Origin of the sequence: Psychrobacter urativorans, from assembly GCF_904846695.1 — a bacterium.
GTDB classification, from domain to species: Bacteria; Pseudomonadota; Gammaproteobacteria; order Pseudomonadales; family Moraxellaceae; genus Psychrobacter; species Psychrobacter urativorans.
Genome location: NZ_CAJHBR010000016.1, coordinates 26,462 through 51,972 on the forward strand (window position 1 = coordinate 26,462; position 25,511 = coordinate 51,972).

Below are 25,511 nucleotides of genomic sequence, written 5' to 3' on the forward strand. Positions count from 1 at the left end.
ATCTATTTTGATAACAAATAACTATTAAACAGCTATTTAGACCGCTATTGTAAAAAAAAGGATTTTATATGAGCATCGCCTCTTCTGTTCGAAACTTGCATAAACGCTCACCGAAGCTTGGCCAAGCCGTGTCATTAGTCACTGCTGCAGGAGTCATCACTAGAAGCAGCTTTCGAGCAAGTGTGCCTTTATGGGTTATGGGTGCAACTAAGGTCATCACCGGTTCGCAAACTGCCGATGATCAAGTTATCAAAATCACTAATCGCTGGATCGGTAGCAATAACGACATGATAGATACTATGTTGCCGGATAGAGATTGGCGCATTAGTTTACCTGACGACGTCCATCCTGAAGGTAAGTATCTGCTAATTAGCAATCATCAGTCTTGGGTTGATACTAGCATTGTGCAGTATATTAGTGCGAAACGCTTACCTTTGACGCGGTTTTTCACCAAATTTGAACTAATTTATATCCCTGTAGTTGGACAAGCCTTTTACTTTTTAGACTTTCCGATGATGCGCCGGCACTCTAAAGAAGCGGTAGCTAAGAACCCCGCTCTAAAAGGTAAAGATATCATCGAGGCCAAACGCGCTTGTGCCTTACTGAAAAATAAGCCTTTTACTTTACTTAATTATTTAGAAGGTACGCGCTTTACCGCAGCTAAGCATGACAAGCAGCAGTCTCCTTATCAGCACCTATTAAAACCTCGCGCTGGCGGCCTAGCGCTAGCTATTAACGCCTTAGGGGAAAATATAGATGGTATCTTAGACATGACCATCGTTTATCCTGATGGAGTGCCCACTTATAGCGACTTGTGGAAAGGTAATATCAAGCGTTTGGGGGTTGATGTTCGCCACATTAAAATGCCAAAAGACCTGTTTGATAAAGTTGAATCAGGCAGCTATGAGGAAGACGAAGCTATCAAAGCTCAGCTGTTTGACTGGTTGGACGATGCTTGGCAACAAAAAGATAAGTTGATTAGCAAGATGCTTGCTGAGTTCGCAGAGGACTCTACAGCTAAATAGGCCTACGATTAGCGCTATTCACCCTGCTGTTTTGTGCGCAGGATTAGTGCTAGCAATGCTGAATGCTCACAGGGTTATTACTTCTCCGTAAGCCGCTTAACAATCCATGCTACTAGGAATAATACTAACAGTGGCTAGTAGGCACAATCCAGTCGCTTCAAGCCGGAGACTGTACTAGCGACTCTCTACAGAGTATTGTTTTTAATATGCAAACTTATCAATACTGCCCTATTGGTTTATAAGCACTGGCATATCTAGTTTTGTAGCGTTACTATTGTAGCCATAGCCCTTCATGTAGTCATAGCACTGCAATAGTAACATTCACTCAACTTAAGGTCTGACTGTGCCCGCCTCTTCTGCCCACTCGATTATTGACTCTAAGACGCTACCCAAGCCAGCAAGCGATCCGCTAACTAATAATCCCGTCAAATCCAGCGACAATGCTAAGCCTCCTCTAGATCCTAAACCGAATTACCTTAAACTGAGCTATGATATTACGATGATTATCGCTATCAGTATTGATCTGTTATTGATCAGCTTGGATGCGATTTTGATGAGTAACTTCAGTATCAAGGTTGCCAGTTGGCTAATGCTTAGTGATGGACTCAATTGGTATCAGAATGCGTTGCACATACCTTTACGTACTGCCGGTGGATTTTTTACTATATTTTTGATTTTTGAGCTGCTAATACGTTGGGCTATTGCTATTAAGCAACAAGTCTATTATCGTTGGTTTTTCTTTCCCTTTATCCATTGGTATGAACTGCTTGGTTGTTTTCCACAGCTGCGTGCATTGCGTTTATTTCGGGTGGTCATTATTGGTCGACGTCTATACCAATTAGGCTATCAAGTGTTGCCACAGCCTTGGATCGATCGTATAAAATTCTATATCAACTTATTATTAGAAGAGCTGTCTGACCGCGTCATCTTGACTACTATTCATAACTATCGACAGCAGCTTACTGACTCCGCTATGCAAAAGTCGCTGATAGGAAATTTAGTTGATAGTAATCGCGATGACATGGAAGCCGTTTTGTTATCATTGTTACGCACGCAACTAGTCCCAGAGCTACAGAAGCTCTCAGGTAAATCACCAGCTGGTAATAAACTTGCCAGTGAGGTCGGTAATGCGATTGAAGATGGTATCGCTAATACTCCTGAGTTACATCGGTTATTACGCCTGATCCCTATTGCTGGTAGCTTGATTGAATCACAACTACAGAGTATCGGTCATAGTGTTGGTGAAAACGTGGTCTACTCGCTAAATGAACGCTTGCTGGATCCTGAGCTTGTTGATAGCCTGATAGTTAGCATTGCACACAGCATTGCTCATATTGATATCAATAATACGGCACTCGATACTTTGATAGCCAGTATTGTCACTGATAGTTTGACCGAGTTTGAGGCACAAATAAAAGTACAGCAATGGAAATACCAAGATGTGCTGAAATTTTAGTTATCGGCTATTGTTTTAGCCGTCAATTGATTTAACATACTAGCGAAAACAACTTTAACAAATGATCGGCCTGATATAGCGTTAATAACCTAACTGAACTGGCTAAATTGGCCAAGCTGGTTCGTTATTAAAGCGCTACCAGTATTTTTAAGGACTGACTTTATGACGATTTTGGATAACGCCGAGCAAGCTACTCCTGCTGTGACTTTTTATGGCAAAATGCTTACTTTTTCTCGTCTGCAAATAACTACTAGCGATTTGAGCATTATTGATGCCCAATTGGGCGCTATGCTTAGCAACAAAACCAGTAATATCCCTGTCCTCATTGATAGCGATGTCGAACAGGACTTGCCTGCTTTAGTAGACCTCTTGTGGTCTTGGGGGCTACAACCTATTGGTGTAGTAAAAGGACTATTAGAGCAACAGGCCCGTAGCCAACGTTTGGCTATATTCCCTGCTGATGGCAAACGCATCGAACGTATTTTACCTAGTAAAAAAACGGCTCTACAGACGCCAGTGGCTCAGCCTGCCGATAGCAGTACAGCTACTGAAGGCGCTGAGAGGTTTGCAGAGACTAATACAAATACGCTAAATGCGGCGGTTATGACCCCAGAAACTCTGATAAGCGCAGAGCAGATCACTAGTCTTATCTATGATCAAATGTTGCGCTCAGGCCAAAGCCTGAACCATGTCGGTGGTGATTTGATCCTAACTAATAGTATCAATAGCGGTGCTGAAGCTATCACTGATAATAGCCTGCATGTCTATGGCCGTGCTCAAGGACGCTTAGTAGCAGGCGCTACTGGTGATAAGGATGCTCGTATATTCTGTCAAGCATTCAACCCTTCGTTAGTCTCTGTGGCAGGCACTTATTGCTTACGAGACAATTTACCAGCACATGTTATCGATAAGTCAGTACAAGTACGCTTCGTTGAAGGAGAAGGTTTAGTCTTTAAAGTTATGGAAGATATATAGCTTATAGTTATTAGTGCTACCCTTGCTTAGTTGCTTAGTTGCTTAGTTGCTTAGTCAAGGTAGCACAAGCTTTTACTTGATGATGAATCAAGTTTATTTGAGCACCAGGTGCTACTAGGCGCTACCCTAAACTTTTAATGCAAACCTTAGTTATACAGATAGCTGATACTTGCAAAAAGGTAGTACAATAAAAATATTACTTTATGCTAATTATTTTATGCCGTTATCGATTAAAATTACTTATGTTGGGTAGTGACTAGCTATAAATTTTTGTTTATTTATGCTAGGCTTACGCTTTTAGAAAACATCTATACTGTCTTTAGATTATCTAGCACTTAGCTATAGTGAATGGCTGTCTTTTAGAGGGCTATTCTTATAGAAAGCTGATGTTTATATTTAACTGTTTTACCGATTATTATATTGTCTTATTTAATAGACATCCCATTGATTAATAGGAGTGTGCCATCGTGGCGAAGATTGTTGTAATCACTTCAGGTAAGGGCGGTGTGGGCAAAACCACCACTAGCGCTTCTTTTGCCGCTGGTTTAGCACTACGTGGCTATAAAACAGTGGTTATCGATTTTGATGTTGGCCTCCGTAATCTAGACTTGATTATGGGTTGTGAAAATCGTATCGTTTATGACTTCGTTGACGTCATTAACGGTAATGCCCGTTTATCGCAAGCGTTAGTCAAAGACAAGCAATTAGAAAACTTATTTATTCTACCTGCTAGCCAAACCCGTGATAAAGATGCCCTAACTGACGAAGGGGTGTCAGAAGTCATGGCTGAGCTGTCAAAACAATTTGACTATATCATTTGTGACTCACCAGCTGGTATCGAACGCGGTGCACAATTAGCTATGTACCATGCTGATGAAGCTATCATTGTTACTAACCCTGAGATCTCATCAGTACGTGACTCTGATCGCATAATAGGTATCTTACAAAGCCGTACTAAAAAGGTCGAAGAAGGTCAAGGAACTATCCGTGAGCATCTTATCATTACTCGATATAATGCTGAACGTGCGGCGGCTAATGAGATGATGGACATCGATACTATCTCTAATGACATTCTAAAAGTACCTTTATTAGGTGTCGTTCCTGAGAGTCACGCTGTACTTGAGGCCTCAAACCATGGTGAACCAGTCATTCATTATACTGACTCAGTAGCTGGACAATGTTATGACGATATTGTCGCTCGTTTCCTAGGAGAAGAGAGACCATTGCGTCATATTGATGTTAAGAAAAAGAGTCTATTTCAGCGCTGGTTTGGAGGTTAGTAATGAGTAAGAAAAAGGGATTTTGGAGTAATCTATTCGGTGCAGATGACACTAGCTCCGGTAGCGCTAATATGGCCACTGAACGTCTAAAGGTTATTGTCGCTAGCGAAAATCGTCTAAACAATCGCTTAACGGCTGATCGTATCGAAAAGATGAAACGTGAGATATTAGAAGTGGTTAATAAGTATGTCAATGGCGTACAGATTGATGATGTTAATATTAATCACCGCTCTGAAGACAGCTTAGATGTATTAGAGATGAATATCAGCTTGCCTGAACACAAAAAGTAACAGGCTAGCAGACCGTCTTTATAACAAAAGCCCTACTCGTTATGTGTAGGGCTTTTTTTGTAGAGATTTTTTAGCTGTAGTTTTCAGCCCTAACTACAATCTAGTGCTAGGTACGCAAAGCTCATTATTTCATGCGGTTGATAAGCTTGTCTTTCATAAAGAACTGATGATATAGCGCAGCGCCTATATGCAATACGGTAAAAGCTATAATCATCGGCCAAATAATATTAGTATGAATATCATCAAATAATCGTGCGGCACTGCGATCGGGAGTGACGAAGACGGGGATTTGAAACAGTCCAAAAATATCCACTGGGCGACCACCATAAACCGACATCAATAAGCCAGCTATGGGCATGGCAATCAATAACGCATAGAGAACAAAGTGATTTAACTGCGATACTAGCATTTGCCATTTAGGCATAGGTACAGGGGCTGGTGCTTTGGTCAATATCCGATTGAGAACTCGCGCTATCATCCAACACAATACGCTAATACCAAAAGCCTTGTGCAGCCCTATATATAGCTTAGTTTCAGTGTACTGGTATACTACCATTAGCAACCAAGTCACTAGCAATAATAGAGCGCTTATCCAATGAAATATTCGACTGCTAACCGGCCACTTACTCGGCTGTATACTGGCATTGTTCATAAAATACCTTTTTATTAACTGGGCTTGTATTGGATAAAGGAATATTGAGCAGGTTTTTACTTAGAGGAATTAGCCAACAGCCTTGCGACTATTTGGCTTAGGCATGGTAATTAATCAACTGCTGCAAGCAATTGATGAGCAATTTTATCCAAATCAGCTATTAGATAAGGCTGTTCATCAATCATTACCGTTTGCAATAAATAACTGATTATATTCTCTTCTGTCAATTGTTGATAGTCACCAGCGTTATTATCTAGCGCATTGCGCTCAATAGTAGGCCCTGAGCTTGTGTAGCTTTGATAGCTAGTCTCAATAGTACTATCCGCAATACTATCGGCAGTAGACGTTTGCTGATAATGTTTTGGTAAGACTATATCTCGAACTTCAGAGATACACAACTGTATTTGGCGCAACTCTCCTGCAGTCTGTAAAGCCATGCGCTGCTTGGCAGTGTTACCTTCTATAATAATTATTTTATCTACCGCTTGCTCAGGCGCTTGCAGGTGAAAGACTGGCAGTTGTTGCTGTTGCCATAAATAATGATCAGTCCATTGCTGACAACTATCAATAGCAAGAATAAGACTACTGGGTATAAGCCAGTCGGGCTGATTGTAAGCAGGAATCATGGTAACGTCTAGCCTGCCTCTAGCAGTGGTCAATAGGCTGACGGCTTCAAATGAATGTTTTATGATCTGGTCCATAAGCTACTCACGATGAATTCAAAGGTTTCAATGGCTAAGAAGGTAACCAACAGTAATAAAGCTATGCTTGCTAATCTAAGCTTACTTTATGAGCTAGCAATGACTTTATCTTTTTTAGCAGTTGTTTTTCTTGGAAAGGTTTGCCTATATAGTCATCGACGCCAATCTTAAACGCACGCTGACGATGCTTTTCGCCCGTGCGTGAAGTGATCATAATAATAGGAATATGCTGCAAGTGCTTGCTATGTTTTATTTGGGTGGCCACTTCAAAACCGTCCATCCGTGGCATCTCAATATCTAGCAATATCAAGTCTGGAGTAGTCTGTTGTAAAGTCTCTATAGCCTCGATTCCGTCTTTAGCGATAAGTACTTTGATACCTTGACGCTCAAGGAAGCGTGAAGTAACTTTGCGTACCGTCACTGAGTCATCAACTACTAATATGGTAGGTTGTACTGTCATGCTAAGCTGATCAGTAGTAAGCACTGGATTTATCACTGGTTGCGACGGTGCGTTTCTCATTAGCGCTATCAAGTCTAAGATGAACATCACTGAGCCATCACCCATAATAGTAGCCGCAGATATACCAGCTATGGGTGATAGCTGACGGCCTAACGGCTTAACTACTATTTCGATACGCGAGCCTGCAATCTGATCCACTTGTAGGGCAAGATTCTGTCCAGTGCGACTTTTAATTATAATCAAAGGTAAGCTAGTATTAGTAGTAACCAGCAGCTCATTAAACTTATTACCAGAGAGTATCTCGTTCAAATAACGAATACGATAGTCACGGTCTTCGATAGCTAGCTTCGCGGCTCCTGACTGATAGTAGTCATAAAGCTGCTCTGGCTTGACTCTTACTATCCGCTCGATCTGTACTAGTGGAATAGCATAATAATGATCAGCTACTCGCACTACTAAAGCATCGCAGATGGCCACCGACAGAGGTATTCGCATAGTGAACTGCGAGCCCTGTCCAGGCTCAGACGATACAGATACTATACCGCCTAATTGACGAATCTCACTAATGACTACATCCATACCCATACCACGACCAGATATTTGGGTCAGTTTGTCAGTAGTGCTAAGCCCAGCATTAAAAATATACTGCATCACATCTAAGTCACTAAGCGTATCGTCATTACTATCAATCAAGCCTTTGGCGATGGCTTTTTTACGTACTGCCTCAACGTCGATACCGCAACCATCATCAGTGAGATGAATGATCACTTCACTACCTTCGCGCAGTACCTCTAAAGTAATATGACCGTTACGCTCTTTGCCCGCTTGCAAGCGCGTTTGCGTGTCTTCGATACCGTGATCAACTGCATTTCTGAGCATGTGCTCAAGCGGTGAAGTTATACGCTCAAGAATATTTCTATCCATTTCATCATCAGCATTGATGATAGTTAGTTCGACAGATTTATTGAGTTCGTTGGCAGTTTGACGCACTATACGTTCAAGACGAGGGGTAAGACGAGTAAAAGGTACTATTTGCGACTTCATCAAGCCATCTTGCAGCTCAGTCTGGGTGCGCGATAACTGTAATAATAAGCTTTCACTATCACGAGTCTTTTCTAATAAAGTACTATTAATATCGACTAAATCCGAAGCCGATTCGCTTAAAGATTTAGACAATTGATTCAACGATGAATATTGATCCAATTCTAAAGGGTCAAAGTCTTTATTATCAAGCAGCTCTTCATCGATCTGTGCCAGTATCTGCACTTCAAGCTCACCTTCCATACGGCGCAGCTGATCGGCCAAACGCTGAACGGTAGTACCCATCTCCTCGATACTAGTAGTCAAGCTGCTCATACCCATCTCAATACGAGCACGGTTGATCGCTGATTCACCAGATAGATTAATCATCTGCTCGACCAAACTACTTGAGATACTAATCATCTCTGTACTACTATTCTTGTCACCTTGCTCAGCAAAGCTACCCGTCATTGCTGGCATCTGATCAATATTAGTAGCTGACTGTTGGGGCTTGCGCTCAGCTTTAGCAGCTATAATAGCGTCACGCTGCGCCTGCAATGAGTGATTAGGGATTTGCTTTAATCCCTCAGGATCGGCACTAAATTGTTTTAATGCTTCAATCAATGCTGTTGGCCTATACGGATTAACTCGTTGCCTAAGAATAAAAATAGCGTCAATTATCCAGTCATAGCAAGCAGTAAGGAGCTCGGACAGCATCTTGGTAATTGGCCGGCGCTGCTTGGCCAGCTTTTCGTACACTGTCTCCATCTCGTGCGCCAAATCCGCAATACCATTGGCCGCTACCATACGAGCGCCGCCTTTAACAGTATGCAAATTACGCTGTAGTGATTGTAGAGCCTCAGTGTCTTGATCATCAGTCAAAAACTGCTGTAGCAAAAACTGCTGTAGATAGTTATTACTACTACTGACTAACTCATCAGCTTCTTCTAAATAAACCTCTAGGATATCGGGGTCGGGCTGTCCATTCGGCCATGAGTCAGCAATCAGCTGCTTGATACTGGTAGCATGTTTTAGCGTGTCTAGCCCTTGCCTATCCTTATTATTTACCACTAGTGGCTCAATAGAGCGCTGGCTTTTTGGCACTATAAGGTTTACTTCTGCTGGCTGTTCCCTAGTAGCTTGCCCGACTTGCCTACTAATATCATATAAGCTCTCAACTACTTGCGTATCAATCTTTAGCGACATACTGCCTGCTAAGGCATCGAATAAACCGACCAGCTGCGCATGACCATTTAACAGGGCGTTACGCACTTGCGCATCAGTCGCTCTCATTGGCTGGTTATCAAGATAAGCGTACGCATTATCTAAAGCTGCGAGCAAAATGGTGAACTTCGGTGACTGTCCGGTCTTTGCGGTTAGTTGCACAATCTGCTGGCGCATCTGGCTAATGTAACTATGGATTCGCTGTAAATCGTCGGTAGTACTTAGCGCATTTGCTGTTGGCTCTGATTGCGTAGTTAGTGCAGCATCTAACTGCCACTCAGCATCTAATAAAGCATCAATATCACCGTCTAATAAGTGAGTAATGTTTAATAGACGGTCATTGACTAGCGCCTCCTCCTCATAGTCATCGAGCATAGCTTGTAGAGAGGCCAAATCTTGATAGCCTTGTGGATCATCACTAACAGTATTGGCTTGCTGTTGTATGTTTTTATCGTAGCGACTCAAATAGCTGGTTATCAATGCCACCGATTGGGTAAGGGCCTGCAAATGCTGCGAAGTCATAGGTATATCACACTGTTGTAGCTGCTCTAAACTTTGCTCAATAGTAGCGCTGACTTCACTAATAGCCAGCAAAGCGCTAGAGCCAGAGGCCGCACGCAAAGTATGAAAGGCGCGGACAATTTTATCACTGACTTCAACCTGGCTCTGCTGCTCATTAGCCTGCACAAAATCAGTGATCTGTTGTAATAAACTATGAGCCTCTTCGCTAAATACTTGGTAAAAGGCCTGCTCTGCCTTACTTTGCGGGGTGACTACTACAACCGCTTCCGCCATAATCTCATTAACAGAATAAATCGTTTGTAGACTAGCATTAGCATGGCTATCAGTCTGCTCATTGACGGTGATAATATCCATATCACTGACCAATTGCGCCCTAGCTATTAGCCTCTGCTTACCCCAAGCATAGTAGCTAAATTCTTGCGCTTTACTTTGGCTATAAGCATTAGCACAAGCCACCCATAGCAATGCGTCAGCTGGATAGTCTTCTCTATTTTCAGCAAAAGTAGTAAGCAGCTGTGGATAACAGCTCAACACATCCATAATTAACTGCTCAACATCTCTAGAAACGCTAATACTCTGTGCTAATAACTGATTAAGCAGATGTTCAATTGACCCTGCCAGCTCGGCACTAAAATTAGCACCAACTAGGCGTCCTGACCCTTTTAAGGTGTGAAAGCCACGACGAATATCTACTAGTTCTTTAAGTTCATTAGGGTCTTGGCGCCATAGCGTGAATAACGGCTGGATCTCAGCCAATACTTCTTTGGCTTCCTCAATAAATATCTCTTTGATATCAGGATCTATAACGTTAGTATCTGCAGGCATGGGCGCTACTTGCTCTATAAAATATAAAAGCTCAGTGGGCATTTGCGCTTGCGAATCTGGAATATTAACGCTGTGGGGCGTCGTAGCTGTTAGTGCTTGCTTATCACTACTGTCTGACTCTAAAGACTGATGCTTATAGTGACTGCACACTTCAAGAGTTGCCTTTATATCGTCGAAGCCATCTACCTGATCATTATTGATACTAGTAGCTATTGGCAATTCCAATATTAAGTTATCACTTTGTTGTATTAGGTTAGTCCCATCTACAGGTGACGTTTGTGACGCTAAAAAATCAGTGATTAAGCTTGGCAGCTGCTGTATTAATTGTCGCGCACTCATCATTAAGTCATCACTGATAATTACAGTACCCGCCAATACTTGCGCTAACCGCTCAGCAAGCTGGCCTGCCAAATGGCTGATATTATCAGCATCGACACTCTGCGCAGACTGTTGTAGCGTATAGAAGTTTCTTCTAACTTCAGTCAATGCAGTTGTATCTTCTGGCTCTTCTGCCCAAATTAGGAAAAAACTCTGCAAGTTACTAGTGATTTCTGTAGCTTGAGCCATAAAGCTATGACGACTAGTGTCCTCTACTGGTGCTTTATGGACTGTTGCTTGCTCAGTATCGGACTCAGTATCGGACTCAGTAGCAGTTGTCTGCAACTGACCGCTGGCTACTACCTCACCACTATCGTCATAACGCAAGACATCAGTAGCACTTTGATTTATTAATGACTTATTAATATAGTGAGTATTACTGGCATAATTAACTTCAGCACTATCTGGCACAGCCAACCTTGCTGCTTCTAACTGTCCTATGGACAACAGCGTTTGGCTGATCTCATCAACAGTACTATCGATCACCGTCCGATGATAATACCCATTCTTTACATAATAATTTAATTCATTCCTGAGCAGCTGATGGGCAAAATAACCTAGACTTTTTAAGCGTGCTATCAACGAAGTGTGCTCAGCTACTGCTGCCAGCTGGCTAAGTTTACTGGCTAAATGACTCAACCTTGGCAGATTGGCCATAACTAAAGTGCTAGCAACTTGCTGATAGTTCGCTGACATAGTGTCAACAGCAACGCTACTATGTTGCCAGCCATCGAGTACTTGCGCTAGTTGCTGATCGAGTAGCGGCAAAAGCCATTCAAGCCTCAGAATTTCATTTGACTGGATTTTCATAGGACTATCCTAACTTATTAAAACACCAATTGTTGCCAGTTTTTTCTTTTAGCGACTATATTTATGACCCAACAATACTGTTAATTTAATACTAGTTATGACTCAGCAAATAGCTGTAAGCGTTCGGTATATTTGGCTGCTCAATGCCTATATATACGCTGTTATAGAGAAGCTACTTTCTATTATCAAAGCTCTATTTTCTATATCAAAGCGCTAGCTATTATTCGATAACTTAAAGCCTGTAACCGACTGTTGCAATGCTCCTGCCATTGCACTTAGCTCACCTACCGAACGGGCGGTCGCCATAGTGCCTGCAGAGGTCTGTGAAGTGATGTTTTGAATAACGGTCATGGTGCTGGAGATTTGACCAGCTGATTGCGCTTGCTGCTGTGCAGCATTGGAGATGTTTTGAATCAGATCGGACAGAGTGTTAGAGACGTTTTGTACTTGTTCTAGGGCTTCACCTGCATCTTTTGCCAAACGTGCGCCACGCACAACCTCTGAGGTGGTCGACTCCATTGATATCACTGCTTCACTAGTATCAGCTTGAATGGTTTTAACCAGAGTCTCGATCTGCTTTGTTGCTTTGGCTGAGCACTCAGCCAGACGCTGTACTTCGTCAGCCACTACCGCAAATCCTCGTCCAGCCTCCCCTGCCATCGATGCTTGAATAGCGGCATTGAGTGCCAAAACGTTAGTCTGATCGGCAATGTCGTTGATTAAGTTGACGATATCACCAATCTCTTGTGAGGACTCACCTAAGCGTTTAATACGCTTTGAGGTCTCTTGAATCTGGTTACGAATAACGTTCATACCTTCGATTGAACGCTGGACTACTTCTGCTCCGTTATAGGCAATAGCAACAGAGCGCTCAGCGACAGTCGCCGATTCAGTAGCGTTAGTCGATACTTGGTCAATCGATATCACCATATCGCTAATGGCTGCTGACACCCCAGTAATCTCTTGCGCTTGTAGCGCGGAAGCTGCTACCAGTTCACCCGCTTTGAGCTGGGTTTGCTCCGAGGATTGAGAAACTTGGTCAGCGGTACTATTAATAACTAATACCAGCTGACGCAACTGATCGATAGCGAAGTTAACTGAGTCAGCAATAGCACCAGTAAAATCTTCTGATACAGTAGCGTTAACCGTCAAATCCCCTTCTGCTAAATCCCCCAATTCATCTAGTAGGCGCAAAATAGCCATCTGGTTACGCTCATTTTCCTGTTGGATTTGGCGGGCGCGTTCCGACTCTATTTCGGCCTCTTGACGACGACGTAAGGTTTCTTTTTCAATCAAATCCCGCTCACTACTACCCCGCTGTTTGAATAGTTGAGCTAAAGCATATACCGCGCACAGCAAGCCTAATAAAAACACTACTGACGGTAGTAAGACTGCTTGATTAAAATTACTTAAATACTGGCTTACTGAATTTAGAGAATGGATCATCCATAGTAAGCAAGCCCCACTCACTAAGGCAAAAAACCCTAATAAAAATTTCCATTTATTATCGTTTTCTTCAGTAGCAAGCACAGGTTTATTAACCCTAAGTACAGCGCTTTTCGTCATATCATTCATTGTGGTTATTCCTTTATATTGCCGCATCACTATAGCGTGGGTCTTGTGCTAATAAACTTGGCATAAAAATAAACCAATCCTGTTGGTCTTTTAGAAACTTGCCATGATTATAAAGAGCAAATGGCGAATGAATATCTATAGGCTCAGCACAGTACTGTTGACGAGTAAACTGCTCAATACCCAACACTCGATCGACGATCAATCCGGAGAATAAGCTATGATGATCGATGACGATCACTTTACGTTGGTTCATTTTTGGCAACTGACTGGGCACTGATAATAATTTGCATAAGTCAGTCAGTGGCAACAAGCGTCCACGAACATTAGCAACACCTAATAACCAAGGTTGCGCGAGCGGCATACGAGTGTACTCAGGCATTGTAAGCACCTCCGACACCTCTCCTATAGGGGCAACTAAGCGCTGACCACCAAGCTCAAATACCACCCCTCGCCAGTCATAATCTTGTCCGCTTTGACGGCCACTAAGACGTGCTTGAGCTAAATCTGCTAGACGCAGTAGTTCAATGAACCCTCTAGAAGCCACCCTTTACTCCATTACCATACGCATAATCCGCATCAATTCAGATTCATCGATAGGCTTAGTCAAATACTCTTTTGCGCCTTGACGTTTACCCCAAACTTGGTCAGTCTCTTGATTTTTGGTACTGATCATCACCACCGGAATATGGGCTGTGGTTTTGTCATGGGTGATTTTACGAGTAGCTTGGAAGCCATTCATCTCTGGCATCACCACATCCATCAAGATAACGTCGGGCAAATGCTCAGTAGCCATTTGGTAACCTTGCTCACCATTAACTGCCTCCAAGACTTGATAGCTGTTTTTGCCAAGCATGTCACGAAATTTTGCTATTTCAGATGGCGAGTCGTCGATGACTAGAACTGTTGTCATGGGAATTCCTTAATTGTCGATAATATCCTTGAAGATATATAATTGAACCGCCCAAGGTATTTAGTAGCTGTCAATATTAACGGGGTATTGAAGCTGGTAACCTTGATGCTAGAAGAAGCGAACCGTTAACTATTAACAGTAATGATTGATCGCCTCAAACAGCTCATCTCTACTAAAAGGTTTAGTTAAATACTCATCAGAACCAACAATACGTCCACGAGCTTTATCGAATAAGCCATCTTTAGAAGACAGCATAATGACTGGCTTGCTGGCGTAATCAGGGTTGTTCTTAATAACGGCGCAAGTTTGGTAGCCATCAAGACGTGGCATCATGATGTCGATAAAAATAATGTCTGGATTATTATCTACAATCTTTGCTAAGGCATCAAAACCATCAACAGCCGTCACCACTTCACAGCCCGCTTTTTGTAGCAAGGTTTCAGCAGTACGGCGGATGGTTTTTGAATCGTCAATAACCATCACCTTTAAACCTTCAAAATTATTTTCCATTATCTTTATCCTATGAACAATAGCTGGTTTTTAATAGTATCTTTATTGGCTATAAAAATGGCTTCATTTGGTTAATAATACTATTTTTCTACTATCGAAGCCTATTTAGAGCCGTTATTATTACTAACATCATTATCGATTACTATATTATTAATAGACTATAGTCTGCTAATTAAAAAACAACTATAACACTTAATTGATCTATAATTTTAAGAGAAATTCTAAACTGATCATTCACATTATCTTAATATTCAAATTGTTTATAAAATTAGCCCCTTAATATTTGACCAGTCGGCTTACTGGAAGTGGCGATTGCTAGTGACAGATTATTGCTACTTTGGGCAGTGCTGACATCAACTAATAATATTTAATTGCAAGTTGAAGTAGACAGTTTGGTTTCCCCCCTTGCGCTTTGTCTATATAATTAAATAACCTTTATGACAACAGTAGTAGTGAAGATGAGAGTTAGTATGCTAGCTAGTAAAAAAACATCACCGTATCGCAAAAATAGCCTGCTGCTATTAAGCACGCTATTTATTGTCGGCTGTCAGCCAGCTACTGATGAAGTTTCTGCTCCTGCTCCTAACAGTGAAAACTCGCCTATCGTCGCTGATGCTGAGACGGTGACTATGAGTCAAAATCATATTTTAAGTATCAAACCTTCACGCTATCAACCAAGTTTAGGCTTGCAAGGCGATATCGAACCTATAAGACAAGCTCGTCTTAAGTCAGCCCAAGCGCTAATAGTGCAACAAGTATTAGTGACTGAAGGTCAATGGGTGGAAGCGGGAACGCCCCTATTCGTAGTACAGCGCCAAGCACTTAAACAATCGGCTCAAAATGATGAGGTTACCGATGAAGGTACTTATGCAAGTACTGATGCAAGTACTAATGAAGGGACTGATAGAATAAAAGTCGGTCAGCCCCCTTCCTCTAAAGCGACTACCATAGAGCTGATAACTGTCAAAGCGCCTATTACTGGTCGGGTAGATCGACTCAATATAGCAGCAGCGCAGCAAATAGCGGCTAATACCCCGTTGCTGCGTTTAGGGGATGACAATAATCTACAGTTCATCGCAACCGTGCCTATGCAAGCGCAGTCGCAACTCTCTGTAGGTCAAAACGTCAATTTCACCAGAAAAGGTATGAATGATAAATTCACTGGACAAGTCAGTGAACTGCTAGCCAGTGATAGCCCTGATAAACTGAAAGTTTATGTGCATATCATCGATAATGAAGCCAGCCGTGGCAAGCTCAAACCTAATGTGGCAGTGAATGGTCGGGTAGACTATGGACAGATAGAGGTTGGGACTATCGTTCCTGAAAGCGCTATTCATGATGTCGATTTGTCAGTGCTAAAAGTCGCCCCTTATCGACCTATTATGCCTTTGACAGCCAACGTTTGGATTATTCAACAAGACCAACGCCTCACTCGTCAACCAGTAGAAGTTATCGAATATGACCCTATTGCTGATCGCTATCTGATCGCTGGTATTAATAACGATAGCCTGATCTGCTTAGCAGAACTACCGCTGAAATCTGCTGGTAAAAAAGTCATTATTTCTTAACGCTCAGTCTATTATTACCAATAAAAGTAGCACTATTAATCCTCAAGCTATAGTGCTTAATAGCAGCAGCTGTAACATGGCGTAGAATTAGTAACAAACCAAGTCTTGTTTGCTGAGGTGTTAATTCGGCAAGATAGCAGTAACTCTGACTGTGGGATCAAAGCCTACGGCTGTATCAACAGCCAGATAGACAAAAAAGCTACGTTAAAAAAGCAAAAAATATAACCATAGCCAGTTGACTCATTAATTATTTTTATAGACGATACCGTTAATACTTATACTATTACTCACTACATTAGAGGACCCCTTATGAGCAAGCAGATATTATTGATCGAAGATGATCCAGATTTAGCTGAATTGATCAGCGATTACTTAACTATGAATTACTATGACGTTCATCATGCTGGTCTTGGTCAAGAAGGTTTAGATATCTTGGATACCAAAGAGCGTGATATAGATCTAGTGGTTTTAGATTTGATGTTACCAGATATGGATGGTATGCAAGTTTGTCAGAAGGTTCGTGGCAATAAGAACAATATGACTAATAAAGTACCTATCATCATGCTAACGGCCAAAGGCGATACTACCGATCGCGTCCTAGGGCTAGAGATGGGTGCTGATGACTATATTTCTAAGCCTTTTGAGCCACGTGAACTGCTAGCCCGTATTCGTGCTGTTATCCGCCGTCACGAGCAGCCTAATCAAGCAGAAAGCCAGTCAGACAGCTTAACTTTTGGTCGTTTGAGTGTCTATCCTGATAGTCATGAAGTCACTATCGATGAGCAGCCAGTACGCCTAACTACCCATCAGTTTCAGTTGTTACATTATTTTGCCACGCATTCTGGCAAAGTACTTAATCGTGAACAGTTATGGCAAGCGATGCCTAATGATGATAGCTCAGACAATATAGATCGCGCTATTGATGTACACATCTCACGCCTGCGTGCGCTGATTGAAGATAATCCACGCCAGCCAAAACGCATTATTACTGTACGTGGTGTTGGTTATCAATTCGCTACTGATCAAGTTTAATAAATATTAAACTGGCGCTTAATAACCGCTATAATGAGGGTTATTAAGTACTAAAAATTGATCTGAGCTTATGATAATAGAGACTATTTAATGCAGCAATTAGGGTTTTACTCTGTTTTTGCCAGACTATTTGCCAGCGTCATGCTGGCACTTATCTTATTTGCCGTAGCAATGGTATTGCTAACTCAATTGGTACATGACAAAGATGCTAGTATTCGCTCTGAAGTATTAGCGACTCAAATTTTGGGACAAATAGACCCTTTTTTACAAGAGCTCAATGTCTCAGTTAGTAAAGAAAATAGACTGCAAGCACGCTTTATGTTGGCAGTAGTAAAAAAAAGCTTCGATATCTTTGATGAGTCGCTACAAGCCAAAATGGGCTTGTATGACAATCAAGGTAAGTTGTTGATGCAGACTGATAATAGCGATTTGCCATTAGAGCTGCCAGCAACGCCCTCTTTATTATCTCGCGTATTCCCTTCTATTGTAGATACTCCGCCGACCCAACAAGCTCAGGTTTATAGTAGTACTGGCTACACTTTGCTATACGAATCGCGCTTGCCGCCCAAAAAGCCTGTGTTGTCTGCTGCACTAAATTTATTCACTGGCACCTTATTACTGCTATTGATCATGTCGGGTGCGCTGTGGTGGATTGCCCGCTCGATGACTTGGCGTATCAACCAGATGAGTCAGCAAATGGGACAGTTGGGTGATGGCGACTTTAGCGTCAGAGTGAATGCTCGTGGTAATGATGAGATTGCCCTACTAGCACGTGGCTTTAACCAAGCAGCGCAAAAGATTGAGCATCTAATCAATGCTAATAACTTATTATTAGCCCATGCCTCACACGAGCTGCGTACCCCTATTACTCGTATCCGCTTGCAAATCGAAATGATGGATATGCTTACTGAGCCGCTACCCAGCGATAATAAAGCAAAGTTTGATAAACGCGCTCAAGCCATCAATCGTGACTTGTCGGGTCTAAACGATTTGGTCGAGAGTATCTTGCTGGTCAGCCGTTTAGATGCGGGTCATGTGATGCAACAAATAGAGACCTTAGACTTATATGACTTAGTCAATCAAGAGCGCCAACATTTCTCTGAGAGTACTTTGATTGGTGAGCATATCGTCATTGATGGTCAACCGGCTATGCTGACTCACCTCATTCGTAACTTATTGACTAATGCTATGCTGCATGGCGAGCCACCAGTCACTGTCTTATTATATGGGGTACAAAGTATCGATAAAGCCGATACTGTCCCTGATTACTTGATGCAGTCTTTATTGTCTAACAGTTTGCTTGATTATAATAATTCAGCTTATAGCCATTATGATGACTCATTCACTGAGGCTGAGTCGTCAAAACCTAGTCAATATGAACAAGCTAATAATGTTGCTACTGATGGGTCTCGTAGCAATAATCAAAAAGCTAAAGATAACCGTGATAAGCTTAAAGCTGAATCCCTCGAGTCTACTACAGGCATAGATACACTACCGGCACCTATTATTTATTGCAATGGCGAGACCTTGATAGACGGTATTGATATTATTGACAACAGCGATCACTCTGATGCTCTTGACTATAGTACTGATGCTAGTACGCAAGCAGCTTTAACATCTCGATCAACAGGGTCGCCGTCAACATTGACAGACACTGTGATCTATGACGATGAACCTATCATCAAAAATACCAGCTCAAATGACAGTAATAAGCCTAATCAAAATAATGATAAGGCGCTAGTGAAAGCAGATAAAGCTGAAACTAGCAAAGCATCAGAAGACACTGCTAACGCTCCTCGTAAAGAAAGCTTGTTTAAAAAGCACTTAAAAAAATCCAAAGCTGAGCCTATGCGCCCATTGCCTAAATATGTAGTGCTGGCAGTAATTGACGAAGGTCAAGGAATTCCTGAAGCTAAACGCGAAGAAATCTTTAGCCCTTTTGTACGATTACAACAAAAGAAAAAAGGGTCGGGACTGGGATTGTCATTAGTCTCACAAATCGTCACCGCCCATCAAGGCCGCATTACGACTGACACTATCAATGGCTACACACGGTTTTTGGTAGTATTACCGGTGCACCATGATCCTGATTACAATTATAACGACCATGATAGCCATAACCTAACAGGCTAATCTATCCCTACTGCCAGTCAACAATCATCATATCCAAAACCCTACATAATATGCTATATTATTGCCCCCTATTATCTCGTTATTGAGCGTGGCTGGTGAGCGGTTAGCTGAAACTTAGCTTAGGTTCACTGCACGATCAATAACTGTCCAAAAATCTACTGAATTTTGAGCCTGAAATGAGTGACATGATCGTCCTAAATGATGTGACTAAAAGCTTTATGAGTGATCGCTCCATAAAGGGTGCCGATGGCAAAGCGCATTGGTTTACTGCTGTTGAACCTACGTCGCTAGCTATAAAGCAAGGTGAAATTTTTGGCTTGATGGGTTATTCAGGTGCTGGTAAGTCAACCTTATTGCGTTTAATAAATATGCTTGAGCGTCCTGACAGTGGTGAAGTGATTATCGACGGTGTCGACTTGACTCAATTGTCTGCTAGTGATTTGCGTATTGCTCGGCATAATATAGGCATGATCTTTCAGCAGTTCAACTTGATGTCCAATCGTACGGTATATGATAACGTGGCTTTTAATCTCACGGTCTCAGGCTATCCTAGTCGAGATATCAATAAACGAGTGATGCAGTGCTTAGAGATTGTTGATCTAATCGATCGGGCCGGTCACTTCCCAGCTCAATTGTCGGGTGGTCAAATGCAGCGTGTTGGTATTGCTCGCGCTATCGCTCCGAGTCCCAAAGTATTGCTAGCTGATGAGCCTACTAGTGCTCTTGATCCAGCGACTACTCGTAGTTTGCTCACTTGCTTGCGTGATATCAATGAGCAGTTGGGCGTCACTATAGTTATCGTCACTCATGAGATGAGCGTTATTCGGCGCTTGTGTCATCGTGCAGCTTTGCTTCATCAAGGACAGTTACTGGAAGTTGCCCCTATTCACGATGGCCTAATTCAAGCCACTACCCCAATCGGAAAAGCCCTAGTCGTTGAGGACTAATGAGCCAGGAGAAATAACGATGTTAACTGGCGCTGAACTATCCGCCTCGATAGAGAAACTGTTGACCTTGCGCAAAGAGATTTGGCAAGCAACCCTTGATACTTTTATTATGCTGGGTATCTCCACTACTGCTGCGATCATTATCGGTGGTTTATTTGGCATATTCTTATTCTTATCTAGCGATAAGCAGTTTTTACAGAATAAAGCGCTATACGGAATACTGGGCGGCATTACCAACTTTATGCGTGCTTTTCCGTTCGTGATTTTGATGATTGCTATGAGTCCTTTTACTAAGGTCATCGTCGGTACAGGTATTGGTCCTTTTGCCGCCTCCTTAGTACTAGCTATTGCGGGCTCATTCTACTTTGCACGTTTGGTTGAGCAGAATTTACGTGAAGTCCCGCGTGGTATTATCGAAGCCACAGAGTCGATGGGTGCACGCCCCTTCACTATTATCAAAGTACTCCTCAATGAGGCACGCTCAGGACTAGTGCTGTCGGTCACTATTCTGTGTATTAGTCTGCTGTCTTACTCAGCAGCGGCAGGCATGATCGGTGGTGGCGGTCTTGGTGACTTAGCTATTCGCTATGGCTATTACCGTTATCAGACTGAGGTGATGGTATTTATCGTCATCATGTTGTCGGTGATGGTCATCTCTATTCAAGCCTTCGGTAATTGGCTAGCCACTCGTTTGGATAAACGTTAACTTGCGCTAGTGTTTCGCTACTAATGCATAATCCTTAACAGCTATTGCCGATTAATACTAAGCAAAAAGCCTTAATTTATGGCAGACTAGGCATAACTTTGTTATTCTTCAAATATTTTGTTATATAGCGGCATTATGGCTCATGATTATGGTCATAATGTTGCTTTTTTAATGGCTAACTTATATGTATTTTAAGTAAGGCCTGTTTATGCATTATTAGTCTTGATCAAAACTTTGTTATATTTACTCTATTTTCTTATTAAGGAACACCCATGAAATTAATAGATATTAGCCGTCAGGTGGCCACTGCTCTAGCAACTGTTGGCGTATCAGGTTTAGTACTTGTTGGTTGTAATAACTCATCAGCACCAGAAACTACTAAAGCACCCGTTACTGAAAGTGAAACTACAGTAGCCGCTACTAGCGACGTAGATCCTGACCACAAAAAAATAATTATCGGTACTACTGAAGGTGATTTTGCTGATATGGTTCGTAACCAAGTCAAAGGCTCACTCGAAGCAAAAGGCTATGAAGTCGAACTGATTACTTTTACTGATTATGTGCGTCCTAACTTAGCTTTGGCTGATGGCGATTTAGATATCAACATTTTCCAACACAAGCCTTATTTAGATACTTTTAAAGCTGAGAACAAGCTTGATTTGATAGAGTTATTCCAAGTCCCTACTGCTCCTCTTGGCGTCTATTCTGGTAAAAAAACCAAAATCGAAGAAGTCTACAAAGGCATGAGTGTCTCTGCACCTAATGACCCAAGTAACTTTGCACGTGCCTTAGTGATGATGAATGAGCTAGGCTGGATCACTCTAAAGGATAATATCGATCCTTTAAAAGCGGCAAAGTCTGACATTGCTGATAACAGCAAGTACGAAATCAAAATCGTTGAGTTAGAAGCCGCTCAGCTACCACGTGCTCGTGATGAAGTTGATTTTGCTATTATTAATGGTAACTATGCTACTGACTCTGGCATCAAATTGACTGAAGCTTTATATCAAGAGCCAAGCTTCGCCTATGTGAACTGGTCAGCAATCAAAACAGCAGATGTTTCGAAAAAATGGGTTAAAGATGTCACAGAAGCTTATAACTCTGATAGCTTTAAAAAGTATGCTCATGATACTTTCCCAGGCTACAAATACCCTAAAATCTGGATGGGTAACGAGACTGCAGTTGCGCCTACTGCTGCCAAGGCCCCTGCTACTGGTGAAGTTGCCGCTGCAGCAGCTAAGTAAAACAACCTTACATTATAATGCCTGAGCTTTTAGCAGCTGTAATTTGAGTAATGAAGTCAATATTTTTATAGTAAATGCTTTTATAACAATTGCTTTTATAAAAAGTATCTTTATAACAGTATCCTTACAGCTAACCGTTACTAAAACGCCCACTACCTATTGCTAGTGGGCGTTTTTTTGTGCTGTGCTTAATACTAGTGCAATCCTTTGCTAAACCCTATCTATTATTGGCAAATGACGTTAACGCCTTGTTTGACCTTTGTAGGGAAGTATCACTAGCTCTTTAGTTTTATAGCAATTTTTCTTATAGTAGGTCAGTCGCATTTTTATTATAAAGAATGCTCCGCCTAACCATAGCCTAAATTAAAGCTAGTCGTGAATTCGCAGCTGCAACTATTTCGATCCAGCGCCGGCTTTATAACAAGGTTAGCTTTACAAAATCATAAGGATAATAAAATGAGCTCTAAAACCTATAACATGCGCACCGCAGGTCAAGCAAAAATTCCAGTATTAGGCCTAGGCACTTGGCAATCAACAGGAGCTGACTGCATTGAAGTGGTGAGTAAAGCCTTGCAAATGGGCTATGAGCATATCGATACAGCTCAAGCTTATGGTAATGAGAAAGAAGTTGGTCAAGGTATCAAGCAATCAGGCGTTGGCCGTGATAAATTCTTTTTGACTACTAAAATATTTCCTGATGATTTAAAGTTTCAGCCAGAGAAGTTATTAGCAGCAGCTAAACGCTCATTAGAGAATCTCGATACTGATTATCTGGATTTATTACTGTTGCATTGGCCTGATGATCGAGTGCCTTTGTCTGAAACTATTCCAATGTTGTGCGAGTTACAAAAACAAGGATTAACTCGTAATATTGGGGTTTCCAACTTTAACATTGCTCATTTACTCGAAGCTCAAAAATACGCTGATGTGCCAATTGTGGTCAACCAAGTCGAATTTCATCCGTTTATTAAACAACATACTCTGCAGACCTTTTTAGCCAATCATCACATTTTGTTAGAAGCCTATTCGCCGTTGGCACGTGGTGATGTTTTTGATAATGAAGTGATAAAAAGTATTGCTGATACTCATAATGTTACTCCAGCACAGATATCTTTGGCTTGGATCTTGTCAGATAAACACCGAGTAGCTATTCCAAAGACCGCTAATCCTGAGCATCTACAAGGCAATTTAGACGCCATCAAGGTACAGCTTAGTGCAGATGAATTGCAGCAAATCGATAGCCTTGCGCGTAGTGATGGGCGCAAGATTGAGCACCCAGACTATACTCCTGAATGGGATGATTGATCGTAACAGCCTGCTGCTGTCAAAGTTTAGTACTGTAAATATTTTGATAAAATTTAGCTGATAAAAAAGCCACTGATAATATTATTAGTGGCTTTTTTGCGGCTTAGACTAACAGCTAACTTAGCTTAAGTGGTTTAAATAGCTTAACTATTGAGCCACTAAGCATTATTGTACTAGCGTCTTACTCTCATGAACTGGCTCGGCAGGATTGTACTGCTCAGAGGCAGCAATAGTGGTTTGGCGATTATTCTCTTTTAATGATTTGGCGACTTCTGGTGGCATATAGTTCTCATCATGCTTAGCCAACACTTCACCTGCCACAAAAGTATCACCTTGCATTTTACCTGTAGCCACTACTCCAGAATTTTCAGCAAATAAATCCGGTAAAATACCTTGATAAGTAACGGGCACTGTTGATTTAAAGTCGGTAATAGCAAACTCTACATTAAGTGGATTATCTGCGGCACGCTGCACACTACCTGCTACTACCATACCACCAGCACGAATACGCTTATCTTGTGGTGCGTCACCTTGGGCAATAGCTGTAGGATCAAAATAGTAATCAGTTTGCTGTCCAATAGCATACAATACGAGTACTACTACCACGGCTGCACCAGCCAGTGTAAAGAAAACCCACATGAGTTTTTTGCGTCGAACTGCGTTCATACTACTACCTCATTAATGCGTGACTACTGCACAGAAAATATCTTAGGCGTTACTAGTCGTTATAGTGCTAAGCACGCCTTTATGATAGCTATATGGTAACTTTTTTGCTATAAATCAACAACCTCTTACAAATACTACTACTCTACTAAAAAACTCTTAATCAACAATAAAATCAATAATTTGAGGGCTTAGTAGTAGTAGTAGTGCTACGCTGCGCTTGCCTTGCTTGCTGAATCGTAAGCTGCTTGATAAGTGCTTGTCTTTGTCGACGACTATAGATGATGAAAATAAACATCATGCCAAAGGTGATCGCCCAACATGACCAAACAAAAACACCATGCTTACCCATAGCAAAAAACTCAGATAAGCTATAAAAATAGGGTTGCATATTATACTCCTAAAACTTTATTCTTTTAGACGCTAGGCGATAATAACCCTGGCAATGATGCTATAGAAGCTTATTTATTCTGCTTACGGATATACTCTTTTACCCAAGCTTTACCTTGATCGCGATAGAGAATCAAAGTATTAGTCCGATAAATTACTAAAGTCGCTACTAGCAAATAGCTACCAATAATCATCAACAATAACGGCATCCACATATCTGCAGACATCTTTGGCGCTTCGGTCAAAGTAAAAGTCGCGCCTTGGTGTAGAGTGTTCCACCACTCAACCGAGTATTTGATAATAGGTAGATTCACCGCTCCGACGATGGACAGTATAGCCGCCGCTTTACCACGGTTAGCGGTATGCTCAAAGGCGGCAAACAGCGCCATCACTCCAGCATATAAAAATGCCAAAATCAGCATAGAAGTCAGACGAGCATCCCAAACCCAATAGGTACCCCAAGTTGGCTTAGCCCAAATAGAACCCGTAAACAGACTAATGACGCATAGTAAAAAGCCAATAGGCGCTAATGCTTGCGCTACTAAGTTAGCAGTCTTTATCTTCCAAACTAAATAGATGACTCCTAGTACTGCTAGGGCAAAATAGATAGAGATGGCGATGCTAGCCGCTGGCACATGGATAAAAATAATCCGATAGCTATTACCCTGCAAATAATCAGGTGGCGCAAAAGCCAAACCCCAAATGCTACCAATAGTTAGGCAGATAGCCGCTAAAATAGCGAGCCATTTGACCCAAGGAGCGAACATATGGAAAAATTGCTTAGTACCTACAGTGGTCAAGAAACCTTGCCAAATGCGCTGCCATAGGCTGGGGGTTGAGCTATTATTCAGGTTGGGCATGAGGATGGACCTATTGCACAGCGTGTGATTAAAAAGGATATCGTAAGTTG

General features: G+C 41.8%; 21 protein-coding genes and 1 pseudogene. 12 read left to right on the forward strand and 10 right to left on the reverse strand.

From position 1 onward, the window contains the following. Positions 1-68: 68 nt before the first annotated feature. The 5 genes from JMY09_RS10585 to minE all read left to right on the forward strand — a co-directional run bounded on the left by JMY09_RS10585 (position 69) and on the right by minE (position 5,026). Positions 69-1,025: an acyltransferase gene (locus JMY09_RS10585; RefSeq protein WP_201623560.1), complete on the forward strand. Its 957-nt coding sequence runs from the start codon at positions 69-71 to the stop codon at positions 1,023-1,025. Between the two features lie 343 nt (positions 1,026-1,368). Beyond that, complete coding sequence (locus JMY09_RS10590; protein WP_227677286.1) at positions 1,369-2,481, forward strand: hypothetical protein; 1,113 nt, start codon at positions 1,369-1,371, stop codon at positions 2,479-2,481. A 162-nt stretch (positions 2,482-2,643) separates the two neighbouring features. Continuing rightward, entirely contained in the window at positions 2,644-3,456 is an 813-nt protein-coding gene (minC, locus tag JMY09_RS10595; RefSeq protein WP_201623561.1) for a septum site-determining protein MinC, read from the forward strand. A 467-nt stretch (positions 3,457-3,923) separates the two neighbouring features. Continuing rightward, complete coding sequence (gene minD / locus JMY09_RS10600) at positions 3,924-4,736, forward strand: septum site-determining protein MinD (protein WP_201623562.1); 813 nt, start codon at positions 3,924-3,926, stop codon at positions 4,734-4,736. A gap of 2 nt (positions 4,737-4,738) precedes the next feature. Next, positions 4,739-5,026, forward strand: coding sequence for a cell division topological specificity factor MinE (minE, locus tag JMY09_RS10605; RefSeq protein ID WP_201623563.1), 288 nt, complete (start codon positions 4,739-4,741; stop codon positions 5,024-5,026). Positions 5,027-5,150: 124 nt separating this feature from the next. Here the strand turns inward: minE and JMY09_RS10610 are convergent, their stop codons facing one another. From JMY09_RS10610 to pilG, 7 genes and pseudogenes are all read right to left on the reverse strand, one after another. Further along, positions 5,151-5,678, reverse strand: coding sequence for a cytochrome b (locus tag JMY09_RS10610; protein WP_201623564.1), 528 nt, complete (start codon positions 5,676-5,678; stop codon positions 5,151-5,153). Positions 5,679-5,788: 110 nt separating this feature from the next. Next, entirely contained in the window at positions 5,789-6,379 is a 591-nt protein-coding gene (locus tag JMY09_RS10615; RefSeq protein ID WP_201623565.1) for a hypothetical protein, read from the reverse strand. A 70-nt stretch (positions 6,380-6,449) separates the two neighbouring features. Further along, entirely contained in the window at positions 6,450-11,618 is a 5,169-nt protein-coding gene (locus JMY09_RS10620) for an Hpt domain-containing protein (RefSeq protein ID WP_201623566.1), read from the reverse strand. Positions 11,619-11,831: 213 nt separating this feature from the next. Beyond that, positions 11,832-12,839, reverse strand: a pseudogene (locus JMY09_RS10625) (methyl-accepting chemotaxis protein); the annotation flags it as partial. Positions 12,840-13,206: 367 nt separating this feature from the next. After that, complete coding sequence (locus JMY09_RS10630) at positions 13,207-13,737, reverse strand: chemotaxis protein CheW (RefSeq protein ID WP_201623568.1); 531 nt, start codon at positions 13,735-13,737, stop codon at positions 13,207-13,209. A 3-nt stretch (positions 13,738-13,740) separates the two neighbouring features. Further along, the gene (locus JMY09_RS10635; RefSeq protein ID WP_201623569.1) at positions 13,741-14,103 is read right to left on the reverse strand and encodes a response regulator; all 363 of its coding nucleotides are present in this window, start codon (positions 14,101-14,103) and stop codon (positions 13,741-13,743) included. A 132-nt stretch (positions 14,104-14,235) separates the two neighbouring features. Further along, positions 14,236-14,613, reverse strand: coding sequence for a twitching motility response regulator PilG (gene pilG, locus JMY09_RS10640; RefSeq protein ID WP_201623570.1), 378 nt, complete (start codon positions 14,611-14,613; stop codon positions 14,236-14,238). Between the two features lie 470 nt (positions 14,614-15,083). Between pilG and JMY09_RS10645 the strand changes: the two genes are divergently transcribed. From JMY09_RS10645 to JMY09_RS10675, 7 genes are all read left to right on the forward strand, one after another. Beyond that, positions 15,084-16,181 carry an efflux RND transporter periplasmic adaptor subunit gene (locus JMY09_RS10645; RefSeq protein ID WP_227677287.1) on the forward strand — a complete coding sequence of 366 codons (1,098 nt, stop codon included), beginning with the start codon at positions 15,084-15,086 and terminating at the stop codon, positions 16,179-16,181. 309 nt (positions 16,182-16,490) lie between these two features. After that, a complete protein-coding gene (locus tag JMY09_RS10650; protein WP_201623572.1) occupies positions 16,491-17,213 on the forward strand; it encodes a response regulator transcription factor in 723 nt (240 codons plus the stop codon). A 90-nt stretch (positions 17,214-17,303) separates the two neighbouring features. Further along, positions 17,304-19,346 (forward strand): sensor histidine kinase, encoded by a 2,043-nt coding sequence (locus JMY09_RS10655; protein WP_201623573.1) that lies wholly within the window; start codon positions 17,304-17,306, stop codon positions 19,344-19,346. Between the two features lie 176 nt (positions 19,347-19,522). Further along, positions 19,523-20,293, forward strand: a complete 771-nt coding sequence (locus JMY09_RS10660) for a methionine ABC transporter ATP-binding protein (protein WP_201623574.1) — start codon at positions 19,523-19,525, stop codon at positions 20,291-20,293. A 19-nt stretch (positions 20,294-20,312) separates the two neighbouring features. Then, the gene (locus tag JMY09_RS10665) at positions 20,313-20,999 is read left to right on the forward strand and encodes a methionine ABC transporter permease (RefSeq protein ID WP_201623575.1); all 687 of its coding nucleotides are present in this window, start codon (positions 20,313-20,315) and stop codon (positions 20,997-20,999) included. A 272-nt stretch (positions 21,000-21,271) separates the two neighbouring features. Beyond that, complete coding sequence (locus tag JMY09_RS10670) at positions 21,272-22,243, forward strand: MetQ/NlpA family ABC transporter substrate-binding protein (RefSeq protein ID WP_201623576.1); 972 nt, start codon at positions 21,272-21,274, stop codon at positions 22,241-22,243. Between the two features lie 456 nt (positions 22,244-22,699). Next, entirely contained in the window at positions 22,700-23,548 is an 849-nt protein-coding gene (locus JMY09_RS10675; RefSeq protein ID WP_201623577.1) for an aldo/keto reductase, read from the forward strand. A 165-nt stretch (positions 23,549-23,713) separates the two neighbouring features. On the opposite strand, the gene ccmE is transcribed toward JMY09_RS10675, so the two are convergent. From ccmE to JMY09_RS10690, 3 genes are all read right to left on the reverse strand, one after another. Continuing rightward, the gene (gene ccmE / locus JMY09_RS10680; protein ID WP_201623578.1) at positions 23,714-24,214 is read right to left on the reverse strand and encodes a cytochrome c maturation protein CcmE; all 501 of its coding nucleotides are present in this window, start codon (positions 24,212-24,214) and stop codon (positions 23,714-23,716) included. A 172-nt stretch (positions 24,215-24,386) separates the two neighbouring features. Next, positions 24,387-24,602, reverse strand: a complete 216-nt coding sequence (gene ccmD, locus JMY09_RS10685; protein WP_201623579.1) for a heme exporter protein CcmD — start codon at positions 24,600-24,602, stop codon at positions 24,387-24,389. Between the two features lie 70 nt (positions 24,603-24,672). Further along, on the reverse strand, positions 24,673-25,461 hold the full coding sequence (locus tag JMY09_RS10690) for a heme ABC transporter permease (protein WP_201623580.1): 789 nt from the start codon (positions 25,459-25,461) through the stop codon (positions 24,673-24,675). Positions 25,462-25,511 lie beyond the last annotated feature (50 nt).